Annotated in this window: 3 protein-coding genes; 1 reads left to right on the plus strand and 2 read right to left on the minus strand. The window is 67.4% G+C overall.

Features of this window, described 5'->3' with window-relative positions; translation table 11 throughout:
* On the minus strand, positions 1-5,128 hold a 5,128-nt coding region (locus J7E97_RS36905), incomplete at its 3' end, for a hypothetical protein (RefSeq protein WP_215034689.1).
* Between the two features lie 966 nt (positions 5,129-6,094).
* On the opposite strand from J7E97_RS36905, the gene J7E97_RS32340 reads away from it, so the two are divergent.
* Positions 6,095-10,357: a ricin-type beta-trefoil lectin domain protein gene (locus J7E97_RS32340; protein WP_215034690.1), complete on the plus strand. Its 4,263-nt coding sequence runs from the start codon at positions 6,095-6,097 to the stop codon at positions 10,355-10,357.
* 436 nt (positions 10,358-10,793) lie between these two features.
* Here J7E97_RS32340 and J7E97_RS32345 read toward each other — a convergent pair.
* On the minus strand, positions 10,794-11,925 hold a 1,132-nt coding region (locus J7E97_RS32345; protein ID WP_215034692.1), incomplete at its 5' end, for an aldo/keto reductase.

Below are 11,925 nucleotides of genomic sequence, written 5' to 3' on the forward strand. Positions count from 1 at the left end.
TGCTGCCCGACACGCTGGTCGTTGCACCGACCTTGGTGCTGCTGGCGGTCAGGGCGTGTGCGCCTCCGCTGCCGGTGTTGACCGTTCCGGCGGCGGGGAAGGTCTGGGTGGTGATCGAGTCCTTCGTGGTGTCGCCGGTGAGGTCGTGGGCGGTGAAGGTCTTGCGGTTGCCCGTGATGTCGTAGGTGTAGTCCTGCCAGTACGGGTTGCTCCCGCCGACCGTGGCCGGCGTCGGGGCGGTGCTGGTGCAGCGGCCCTGGTCCTGGGTCTGCTTCTCGCTAGCGGCCGGGATGGTGATGCCGGCGGTGTCGGTCCAGGCCGTGGTCATCCGGCCGAGGCTGTCGTAGGTGAAGCACTGCCGGTCGGTAGCCGAAGGCGTGTTGTCGGGGATGTTGGTGACGGAGGTGATCTGCCCGGCGTCGTTGTAGGTGTATCCGGTCTGCTGGACCGCGCCGGTTTGCGAGGTCTGCTTGTCCAGGTACTGGTTGCGCAGCCGTCCCGTCGCCTGGTCGTAGTCAGCAGTGGTTACGACCTGTGATTCCCAGGGGTTCACCGTGGAGCGGATGACCCGGCCGTAGGCGTCGTAGTCGGTCTGCACGTCGTATACCGTCGCGCCGGCGTACGAGAACATCTGGCCGTAGTCGTTGTAGTCGTAGTTGAAGGGATCGTCCGGCAGGCCTCCCATGGCCGGAGATCTGGAGGACTTCAACTGGCCGGTGAGCTTGTCGTATTTCGCGGTGGTGGTGTAGGTGAACGTCGTGCCGGCGGCTTGCCCGACTTCGGTGCCGGGGATGGTGATGGTGGAGGCGGTGGCGCGGTAGGCGTCGTCGTACCCCGTCACCGCGGTGGTGTAGGCCTGCCCGGTGCTGCCTCCGACGTACCGGGTCGAGGATGTCGGCTGGCCCTTGGCCACGGTGTCGAAGGTCCATCCGGTCAGCTGCTTGGCCGCCGTGACGGAACCGTCGTACATGCCGGTCTTACGTCCGGCCAGGTCGTAGGTGTAGACGAGCTTCTTGCCGCGCGCATCGGTCGTATCGGCGACTCGCGAGGCTGCGTCGTACGTGGTGGTAGAAGTTCCTGCGTCCGGGTCGACCTGCTGGGTCTGGCGTCCCTGGAGGTCGTAGGTGTACTTCCAGGTGTTGCCTGCCGCGTCCTTGCGGGTCTCGGCGGCACCTGCGGGTGTGTAGGTGTAGCCCGTGGCTGTCGCGTCGGTGCGGATACCCGTGGCTGTCGCCGTGCTGTACTGCCAGGTCTCGGTGGTGCGCCCACGGCTGTCGGTGAAGGTACTGGTCGGGTATCCGCCCTGCGGCGGCACCACATCCGTGCGGCCCGCATCCGGATAGCTGCTCGTCGTGCGGGCTTGCTCCACGTTGTTCGACCAGGACGACACCACGAGTGCGCGGCCGCGGCCGTCATATGAGGTGCGGTTTTGCTGGAGTGCGGTGGAGTCCGCCGCCACCACGAGAGTGCTGCCGGGGCCCGCGTCGCTGTTGTACCAGGCGGCGGTGGCCGTGGCCGCGCGGCCCTGGGAGTCGTAGCGGGTGTCACTGATGAGTCGGCCCAGGTAGCCGGGGCTGGGTGAGGTGGACTGGGTCTGGCGGTTGCGGCCGAAGCCGTCGAGGAGGCTGACCACCTTCGTCCGGACGGGGGTCTCTGCATCTCGGGTCAGGGCGCTGGTGGTGATGGTCGACGGCACGCCCGGGGTGTCGGACACGGTGTAGGCGAAGGTGGTGTTGGCCTGGGGGTTGAGTTGCGGGGTCCGGCCCGGGAGCCAGAGAGCCGTCATGCGGCCCAGCGCGTCGTAGGTCTGGGTCGTGACCTTGCCGTTGGGGTCCGTACTGGTCTGGCGAAGGTCGCGCCGGGTACCGAAGGTATTCACCGTGTCCGACGTCGTGCCGGCCACTCCGGGTACCGGGGCGGAGATGGTGACCGTCTGGGGCAGTTCACCTGCCGCGGCCGCCGTGTAGGTGGTGCTGGTGGTGGCGCCTGCGGGGTGCTGGGCGTCGGTGGTGCGGGGGTCGGTCACGGTCGCCGGGCGTCCGTAGACGTCGGACGTGGGGTTTGAGGTGGTGGCGTAGGACCCGGTTCCGTCGGTGTTGTAGTGGTCGAGGACCTGGGTGGCGGACACTGCGCCGATCGCCCCGGCCTGCCCGAAGGCCTGGCTGTCGAACAGCATCCGCTTGGCGGCCGTGGTGTTCGTCGCGTCCGCCGTGGCCGTGCAGGCGTTGGCGCCCGAGACGGTGACCGTCTCGGAGAGGAGGCCGGTGCGCTGGGGGTCGGGGCTGACCGCGTACCTGGATCGGGTGCACAGGTCCGACAGGCCGTCGGCCTGGTCGAGGACGGTCTTGACACGGTTGTTTTGGCTCGGGTCCGTGTTAGTGATGGTGGTTGTGGAGCGCCAGTTGCCGTCGGCCTTGCGCTCCTGCGAGGTCGTCGTGGTCGTGGTAGAGCCGTAGCGGGCCACCAGGTCGGGCAGGCCACTGCCGACGAAGTGCCGTGCGGTTTCCACCTCGCCGGAAGCACTGTTCACCGTTCGGGCGGTGACGGTGCCATTCGCCTGGTCGAAGATTTCGCTCTGCAGTACCGCGCCGCTGAGCCAGTCGACGTCCGTGACGTCCCTGCCGAGTGCGTCGGTGAGGTGGACGCTGCGGGTGGTGCCGTCCTTGCGCCTATCGCCGTCCATACCGGTTCGGTACGTGGCGCGCGACTGCGAGCGCGGGCCGTCCGTGCCGCTGCCCACGGTGGCGGTCACCGTGGTGAAGCCGCGGAAGTCACCCCAGGTGCGGGCCTTGGCCTCGGTGTACTCGTTGTCGTCGCGGTGCCAGGAGGCGGGACCGTAGGTGTAGGAGGAGATCTTCTGCGGTGCGTCCGTGGTGGTGTCGTTCTCCGTCACGGACTTGACGGTGTAGTGATTGAACCAGTCCAGGACCGGGTCCGCGTCCGAGCGTGAGCCCTTCGGGTTCCACCGGACCGGATAGCAGGCCATGGTGTTGTCGTCTTCGCCGGCCGGCATCACCTTGTTGATGCGGGAGCAGCCCGGCAGGTTGTAGTCGACGTTGAGGACGCCGCCGGTCTCGGTCTTGATCTGCTGGATCCGCGCGCGGTTCATGAGCGGCGGGGCCGGTACCAGGTCGGTGCCGTCGACCCGGTTGGGCAGCATGACAGGGATGAAGGTGACCGGCTTCAGAGCCACGGCCGGGGTTTCGGCCTTGCCGGTGCGCAGTACGGAGTCCAGCCACAGGACCTTCTGGCTGGTGGCGTCCTTCGGGTCGGGGAAGGAGTGCTTGAAGTCGTAGGAGTCGATGTCCTTCCAGGCCGTGTTGATGCGGACCTGGGTGGTGATGTTGGTCAGGCGCCGGGTGGTGAAGTAGGTCGGGCTGTAGTTGGTGCAGGTCCCGGTCTGCTTGCACTCCTGGTCGATCGGTACGTCCGGCCAGTTGGTCTGGTTCGCCGCGGTGCGCTGGGCTGGGTCGCACGTCGCCTGGTTGTCGCAGCGCTCGGCGGTGCTGAAGTTGACGCGCGCGGCCGGTTCCAGGGTGCCCTTGGCGGCGACCTGCTCGCTCAGGCGCTGCCCGTAGGCGATCTTCTGGACGGTGGTGGCGCGGGTGTAGTCCGTGCGGGTGCCTGTGCCGGCGTTCTGGGCGCCGCCGCGTTCGTACCAGTTGGTCTCGGGCGACCAGGTGTAGGTGGTGAGGTTGCCGTAGGGGTCGACGACGTAGTCGAGGGAGAGGCGCTGCCACATCCGGCAGTTCGAGGCCTTGCCCTTGGCGCTGTCGTAGCAGGGGTCAGTGCTGTTCGGGGCGTAGACCGGGACGCTGGAGACCGAGTTGCTGGCCGGGTCGGTCTTGTCGCCGCCGGGCAGGTGGTTGACGCCGAAGTAGAAGACGGTGCCGGAGGTGTCCGTCAGTTTCGCGTAGGAGCCGTCCTGGACGCCGTTGGCGGCGCCGGAGACGAACTCGACCTTGCTGCCGTCGTCACCCTTCAGACGCCAGGTGCCGGTGCCAGCGTCCGTGGTGGCGCCGGTCGAGCCCTGCTTGTCGTCGCGGACGAGCTGCCCGCTGTGGGAGCCTGTGGAGATGATGGCGTTGAAGCCGCCCCAGCACAGGTCGCCGGAGCCGTCGATGCCGTTCTTGTGGCACGGCTTGAACGTCCGTTCGATGTACCCGGGGTTGAAGTCCCAGCCCTCACCGACCCACGAAGCCTGCGAGTTCGTCGCGGAGGTACGGCCGTCCACCGAGGACGAGTTGTAGCCCAACGCCACGCCAGGTGCCGTGCCGCCGAGCGCGGGCGGTACCTGGACGGGATAGCTGTACGTCATGGATCCGGCGGAGCCGCCGGTGGCCCAAGCAGACGAGGAGGCGAGCTGGGTGGCGGTGTAGGAGCCTCCACCGCCCGTGGGGCTGGTCTCCGCGGCGAGGACGAGGCCCTGCATGGGCGCGGCGGGGGAGGTGCCGGAGGCCGAGGCCGCGGCGGAGGACTTCGCGGACTGCTTGGCCAGCGGCGCGAGGACCGAGTAGCCCGGGACCGGGACGGCCACATCCGCGCTCACCCGCCCCGTGGCTTTGTCGTATTCCATGGTCACGGGCGTGCGCTCGCGGCACTCGGCGCGCTCCGGAGTGAGGGCAGCACACGCGGGCAGCGCCACCAGACGGCCGCGCGAGGCGAACTGACCGCCCGTGGCCTCCTGTAGGGCGGCCATGTCGAGCGAGACACGGGTGGGCACGCTGGCGGTTGCGGTCGCGCCATTTTGCTGCGACGCGGACAGCGTCAGCAGCGCACCGTGGACTCCGGCACCCTGCGCGCTACGCGTGCCGCCGCGGAAGACCGTGATCGTGGTGCCTGCAGGGTCTTTCGTGCCGGTGGGCGCGATCCACACCGGCAGATCACCGGCTTTGGCGGGGGCACCGGGCCGGGCGGCCGACAGGTCTGCCTTCCCGGTCTGTGCCGGAAGGGGAGCGTGAGCGGGTTCCGGCTTCGAGGGCTTGGGCACCTCGTAGGGCGGCGCGATCCTGCCAGCTGAGCGGCCGGGCGAAACGGCCAGCGAAGCGGTGTGCGGCAGCGGCGTGTGCGGAGGCTTCCACACCTTGCCGAAGTCAGGCCCGGCCGCCATCGCCTGGACGGCCGGCACGGAAAGCAGCGACGCCGTCAGGGCGAAAACAACTGAGATTGATAGCCGTGTCCGATATTTTCTGATACGTCTGGGCATGCCAAAGGCTGGCATCGCAAATTCCCCCCGGAGTGAGCTGAGTGACCGAAGACCTCTGATGATCAACGGGTAATCGGAGGGAATTTACCTGCAATGACAACCTGAAACCCACCGGGATTCTACATCTCGACGTGTTCCACGTCACAGCGGGGGTCACCGGCGGCGAAGTCGCCTCGAGGTTCTCTGTCCCGACACGGGTTCCGCCGCGCCATCCGGCGGGCTGAAAATAACAGATCGATAGCCACGGCGAGGGGAAATTCGTGCCCTGCGGGACGGTGCCCGCCGTGCTCCGGTCCGTCCGCCGCCCAGCTCACGTCCGACAGGCTGGCATCGCGCCACTGTCGGGCCTCCACTCGCCTTGCGCCGGAGCGCCTCACGAGGCTGTGCTGGCACCTTTCCGCTGGTCAAAACACGGCTTCAGGAGCCGTCCCCTCCGTGCGGCTGCTTCATCCGCGGCGCCGCGATGAGGTGGCGCGCCGCATGCTGGTGGAACATCAGGTCTATACCGCAGGCGAGTTCACGGCAGCTGGACTTTGCGAAATCGACACGCCTTCTCTGCTGCTAAATCCCTCCCGCCTCGGAGGGTCTGGAGCGTATTTCAGTCAACGCAGTCTCGAACCGAGTGCTGGCGTGCTCAAGATCACTCGCAGGCTTTGAGCGCCACTTCCGACATAAAGGAAAGAAGCCGCGACATGCTCTTTGCCGTGCGGTGGTGTTCCTGTCAGAGTTCCCCGGGTCTCTGCTATGCCATCACGCCGAGACGCACATGCAAAGGGGGGCCCAAAAATCGTGAGTAATGAACCAAAATCCGGCCTGCAAGTCCTGCCGATAAGGCTGCTTTCAGACCTGATGCCCAGAATGTCGCACCGCAGGGGAGTCCCGGCGACGGTGGCCGTGGCTGTTTCGGCGGCGATGCTGCTGTCCGCACCGTACGTCGCGCAGGCCGCGACCCAGCCGCCCACGCCGCCCGGTGACACAGCACCGACCGCACCCGCGCCTGTCACCCCTGCCGATAAGGCGCGGGTGGAAGCGGTGAAGACCGGCAAGGACGTGCCGGTTCCCGAGCTCACCACGGAGTTCAGCACGACCGTGGTGACGCCGCAGGGCAAACTCCGGACCGAGCGGACCCTGCTGGCGGAGCGCACCAAGGACGCGAAGGGCCAGTGGCTGGCCCTGGACGACACGCTGACCGCGGGGGCGGACGGCACGGTCGTTCCCAAGGCGTCGAGTTCAGCGCTGGCCATCTCCGGTGGTGGTACGGGCCCGCTGGCCACGATGACGACTGAGGACGGCAAGCAACTGTCGGTGTCGTCTCCGTTCCCGGGCGCTCTGCCCAAGCCGGTGCTCACCGGCAACGGCGCGCTGTTCCAGAACGTCGCCGTCGACACAGACCTCCAGGTGAACGCCACCAAGTGGGGCGGCTACACCACGGTCCTGATCCTGCGGACCCCGGCCGCGGCCGCCAACCCGGCCGTGCACGATCTCGTCTTCCCCACCGTCACCAAGGGCCTGACCCTGTCGAAGGGCGAGGACGGCAGCCTCGCCGCCACTGGCGATGGCGGTGCCGCGTTCCGTGCGCCGGCGCCGCTCATGTGGTCCGCCAAGGAAGCCCGCCAGCCGGATGCACGGGCCGCCAAGTTCGCCGCCCCCGTCGCCGCCGCGGAAACTTCGACAGATGGAAGCGGGCCCCGGGCCACCCTGAGTAGTGCTCAGGGACCCGGTACGGGCGCGACCGTGGCGAATATCCCCGTCACGCGCGCCGAGGTGACCGGCTCGGAGACCAAGGCCTCCGGGACTATCGCGCTCGCGCCGTCCCCGGATTTGCTCGACGGTGACAACACCGCCTATCCCATCTACGTGGACCCGTCCTGGTCTCCCGATGCCCGCGGCAAGCAGCACCACGCCTGGGTCGGCTCGGCCTGGTCCGGTACGAGTAACTTTGACCGTACCGGCTCCGCCGACCGTGACCACCCGGGCGTCGGCTACCAGGGCTGGGAAACCCAGAAGGGCATCGAGCGCTCGCTGTACGAGTTCGACGTCAGCGGGTACGGCGGCGCGGTCGTCAACTACGCCAACCTGCGTGTGAGCCAGTACATCTCATCGGACTGGTCCTGCACGAACTCGTACTCCGTGAGTGTCTACCGGGCGGGGGAGTTCGACAGCTCGGTGAACTGGGGCAACCACCGCATCGGTGACTGGATCGGCGACCGCAATATCCCCGGCAACGGCAACAGTTCCGACTGCTACGCCGACATCCCGGTGGACTTCAACGTCACCGGTGCGATGCGGGACGCGATCCGCGACACCAGCAAGCCCCTCGCCTTCGCCCTGCGAGGCCCGGAAGGTACCGGCGACAAGATCGCCTTCAAGCGGTTCTCCTACAACGCGACACTGAGCACGGAGTACGACTTCCCGCCCCGGGTCCCGGAGAACCCGCGGACCATCCCGACTCCGCGTCGCGTGGTCGCCGGTGATACGCAGACCTGTGCCGAGGGGCCCGCGTCCCAGTACGGGTGGATCACCACGAGCAACGTCACCCTCGCGTCCACGGTCAGCAGCCCTAACCAGGGCCAGCTCACCGAGTGGGTGAACATCTGGGACGAGACCGCTTCGGCCACGGCGCACCAGTCCTGGTCCGGCTTCGTCGGATCTGGCAGCGAGGCACGCTACACGACACCGCTCGGCACGCTGAATGACGGCCACGCCTACGCTTGGGAGACCCGCGGGGACGACGGACTGCTCCGTGGCCCCAACACCGTCACTTGCCACTTCGCGGTGGACCTCACCCCGCCGGTCATGCAGTTCGGCCAGTTCACCGACCCGGCCACCCAGTTCCCGCCGTCGGGCAACGGCCAGATCACCAAGCTCGGCCTCGGCGACACCGGCACCATCCCCATCACCGCCTCCGACGCGAGCCCCGGCACGGGCCTGCGCACCTCAGGCCTCGCCTGCATCGAGTTCGGATTCGACCCCCAGCTGGTGGGCGCCACCCGACAGTGCGGCAGCCCGCTCAGCCCCACCGGCATCAGCGTCAAGCCCACCCACTGGGGCACCAACATCGTCTACGCGCGGGCCCTCGACGAGGCCGGCAACGCCTCGCAGACCCTCTCGTACTCCTTCTACGTCCCCTGGAAGCCCGGCCCCATCGCCTTCGGCGACACCAGCGGCGACGCCCGCCCCGACATCCTGCTCCCCGACAACGTCGGCAACCTCATCACCTACGGCCGCGCCACCGACGGCACCGCCGCGAGCATGATCCCCAGCGGCACCACCGCCAGCGCCCTCCAAGGACCAGAGGCTGCGGCCGGCCGGACCTGGAACGACTACCGCGTCTCCCACCGAGGCTCCCGCGACCCCGGCCGCAACGTCGACGACCTCATCGCCCACCGGGAACCCACGGCCGCCGGGAACGACGGCGGCTGGGACCTCTTCGTCTACGACAACAACCTCGCCAACCCGGGCACCTACGACCTGAACAAGAAGACCCTGGTCGAGAAGCCTGAGTGCTCCTCCTGCGCGGGTTACGACAGCACCTCGTGGAAGAGCGCCAGTCAGATCACCATGACCGGGCCGCCTTCCAAGACCATTCGCACGCCCGGCACCTCCGTCACCAACACCACCGGGTTCTTCGCAGTGGAAGCGAACAAGCTCTGGTACTACCCGGTACTGAGCAGCAAACTGCTGGACACCCCCGTCCTGGTCGACAGCAACCCCGTCTGGAACGGCAAGGACCTCATCGTCCCCGGCAACACACTGCGCATCGGTGACACAAAGGACAACGCCCCGGCCCTGTGGGTACGCGACCGGGCCACGGGCGACATCTTCCAGTACGCGATGCAGACCGCGGCCCGCGGTGATCTCACCGTGGTGACGGGCCTGGCCAAGCAGCCGACCGCCCGGATCGGCTCGGGCGTCACAGCCGCCGCCTATCCGCGGGTGGGCTCCGACGGTGACCTGACGGACGACGGTGTCCCGGACTTCTGGGCGCAGGACACCAACGGTGTGCTGCACTCCTGGGCCGGTACGACGAACACCCCCGTCGCCGGCATCAGCATGGTGACCGCCTTCGGCGGCGTGCACCAGGTCCGCGGGAACGGTCTGACCCCGACGTTCGAATGGCGGCTCGAGGGCGACGCCCAGGCGATCCCCGCGAAGAACACCTCCGGGACGCCCAACACCAGCACCGCAACGGGTGTCACCTATCCGACGGACCAGGTCGACGGCAAGACCCGCCCGGTCGCAGCCTTCGACGGCGCGAGCACCTCGACGGTCGTCGGCCCGGCCAAGGTCGTCGACACCCGGCAGTCCTTCACTCTCAGCACCTGGGCCAAGCTGGACAGAACTGGCGTCATCGCCAGCCAGGACGGGGCCCACGCTAGCGCCTTCGCCCTCTACGCAGACGCCGGCAACTGGCGCTTCGCCATCAGCCGCGCCGATGACGACACCTGGCCGTACGACTTCAACAACACCGTCACTGCGGCCAACGCCTTCAAGCCCGGCGTCTGGACACAGCTCACTGCCACCTACAGCGCCACCACCGGGGCGATGAGCCTCTACGTCAACGGCACCCTGGCCTCCAGCGGCTACCACGCCGCGAACACCAGCCCCGCCCCCACTGGCCAGCTGGTCCTCGGCCGCTACAAGTACCAGAGCAAGCCCTCCGACTGGCTGACGGGCCGCATCGCGAACCTGTCCGTCCACCAGAACTACGTCCCTCCGGTGACGGCCTCCAAGGTCCCGATCCGGCTCGCCGTGTCGCCGGACATCTGCATGGACGCCCCGGACAACGACTCCGGCAATGGCCGGCGCCCCCAGATCTGGACCTGCTACGAGCAGATACCCGCCCAGCAGTTCGACGTCAACGCCAACGGCACCCTGACCCATAACGGCCAGTGCTTCGCCGCCCACTCGAACCAGACGGCATCGGGCACTCCCGTCATCTTCTATAACTGCATCGGCGAAGGAGGCCAGCAATGGCTCCCGCGCGCCGACGGCAGCATCTACAACCCCCAGTCGAACTCATGCCTCGACGACCCCTGGGACAGCCGCGTCAACGGCACCCAGTTCCAGCTCTACACATGCAACGGCACAACAGCCCAGATCTGGAGCATCCCCACCGTGACCACGGCCAACCTGCCGTTCTCCCCGTAACCCCATAGCCACAACCAACCCGAAGCGCTCGGCCGAGAACCCTCGGCCGAGCGCTTTTCGCTGGCCGGGGGGCCAGGCCGTAGACCTCAAGGGACGCCGCCGGCGACTGTCGACCTCGATGCCTTTGCTGCCACGGTCACGGCCCGCAGGGAAGTACGGGAACCGATCACGTAGCCAGCCACCGCCGTCGAGTGGGCTCACTCCTTTGAATGGCTTGCCCGCGATGCCGTGTCGACTGGTCCCTGGCCGGATTGAGCACGACATGCAGAAGATCACGCTCACCAAGGCAGCCGGTGTACTCCTGGCCGCGACGTTGACGATGAGTGCGGCTTCGGTAAGTCCGGCCACAGCCGCACCGAAGTACAAGTGCTCAAACAGCAGCCATGACATCGACGACGCCGGATACAGGCGCATGGATTGGAGCCTTCAGGAAGACTCACTGATGGAATGCGGCACGGTACTGTTCGGTGCTCAATGGCGGAGACAACGCCAGTGCCGTGTTGTCGGCCACATGGCGGGTATCGCGCATGCCGGTCAACGCACAGGTCACGCCCGGTGTGGAGCGAACGAACTGGAGCGCACGCTGTGCGTCTGTGGCCAAATGAGGCAGTGCGTGGGTGATCCAGCCGGGCAGGCCTGCTGTGCTGCGGCCCTGCAACAACGAGGCGCTTGCCATGACAGTGATATCGAGGTCACGAGCGATATCGAGGACCCCGCGGTCGCTGTCGGCCAGTGACCGCAATTCGTCGAGAATCCCCAGATTCACGGGCAGTTGAACGAAGCGGAAGCGGTGAGCCTCGCCGCCGATCTGCCGGGCTGTGGCTTCCAGCGATTGCAGTGACAGAGACCCGTCGAAGAAACCATCCCATGTTGCGATGCCATAATGGCTGATCAAGCCCTCGCTCGCCGCTTGCTCAAGGCACTCGAAGGCCCGCCTGATACGAACGCCGAAGGTAGATGCGTCGATGAACCGCAGTTGTGTTTCGGGGTTGTGCAGGTAGTACACGTCAACGCGCGTCAGGCCCAGGTTGCGGCGGCTGCGTTCAAGCTGGTCCATGAGGAATGCCGGTGCCATGCAGTGTGCGTCGCCGGCGATCTCCCTCTCTCTCAACGACTCACGCGACAGGGCTCCAGGGACGAGGTAACCGCCCTTTGTGCATACCAACACGCCGTTACGGCTGCCGCCATCCTGCGCGACGAAGGCGCGGAGTGCAGCGCCTACGCTGCGCTCGGACCGTTGGTGACGGTAATTCAAGGAGGTGTCGATGACGTTCACGCCGGCACGGAGTGCAGCTCGGATCGCGGAGATGTATGCCGCATCAGTCTCATCGTCCATTGCACCTCGATAGGTGCCAATGCCCACGCTTGATAGCCGGAGTCCTTGGGCCTCGTTGTAGAAACCGACGGCGTGTTCACCAAATGAGGCCGCGAACTGATTCGTCCCCTTTCTGTCCGCGGCCCCATCGAGTGTGCCGGTCACCACCGGGGTCGCCGCCTGCGCCAGCCGCGGGCGCCGTTGCGGCTCTGTGGAGGGCGAGGCCTCCCGCCCTGAGGTGCCCCGAGCTTCC

The sequence above is a fragment of the Streptomyces sp. ISL-66 genome, assembly GCF_018614135.1.
Classification (GTDB): Bacteria; Actinomycetota; Actinomycetes; order Streptomycetales; family Streptomycetaceae; genus Streptomyces.